The 673-nt window shown below is 60.2% G+C and carries 1 protein-coding gene; it reads left to right on the top strand.

Annotated features, from left to right (window positions below):
* Positions 1-673, top strand: a 673-nt coding sequence (locus ACZYUB_RS16640) for a hypothetical protein (RefSeq protein ID WP_463949345.1), incomplete at both ends; no start/stop codon positions are given.

Below are 673 nucleotides of genomic sequence, written 5' to 3'. Positions count from 1 at the left end.
CGGTCGCAGTTATCGTCGGTGGCGTGAGCTATGCGCTGGGTGAGGAGATTGATACTGGCAAGGGCATCCTGACCGTCCTGAACGATGGTAGCTGGAGCTTTGCTGCTGCCGATAATCTGGACAATGACACCCTGCAACAAGTGAGCTTTACCCTGAAGGCCACCGATGGTGACCAGGATGTGGATGAAGCCACCCAGACCATCACCATTACCGATGGCGATGGACCGACCTGGGGAGGCGAGGTGAACTCGGCCAACCTGACGGTAGACGAAGCCGCGTTGTCCGTTCCGGGTGGCGATACGGGCACTGACCCGACCTCGTTGGCGGAAACCGACAGCTCGGGGACCTTGCAGTTCAAGGCGGGGTCCGATGCGATTGACAGCATCGTGTTTGGTGACCCGAGTGGCATCAGCATTGCGGGCATCGACACCAACAACATGGTCTGGACCTTGAGTCCGAATGGCCGGACGTTGACCGGTGCGGTGGGCAGTGAGGATGTATTGAAGCTGACCCTGGACGGGGCGAGCAGCGTCGCGGTGGATGGGACTGGCAATGTGACGGTGAAAGCCGAGTTGCTGGGCAACCTGCTGCATCAGGATGACCCGAATGCGGGCAGTCTGGTGGTGAGTGGCATTACGGTGGTGGGCGCAGACGATGATGGCGACAGCCTGAC

Source organism: Pseudaeromonas sp. HNCC25DJ182 (assembly GCF_055413365.1).
This window is presented reverse-complemented; position numbering and strand designations above follow the sequence as displayed.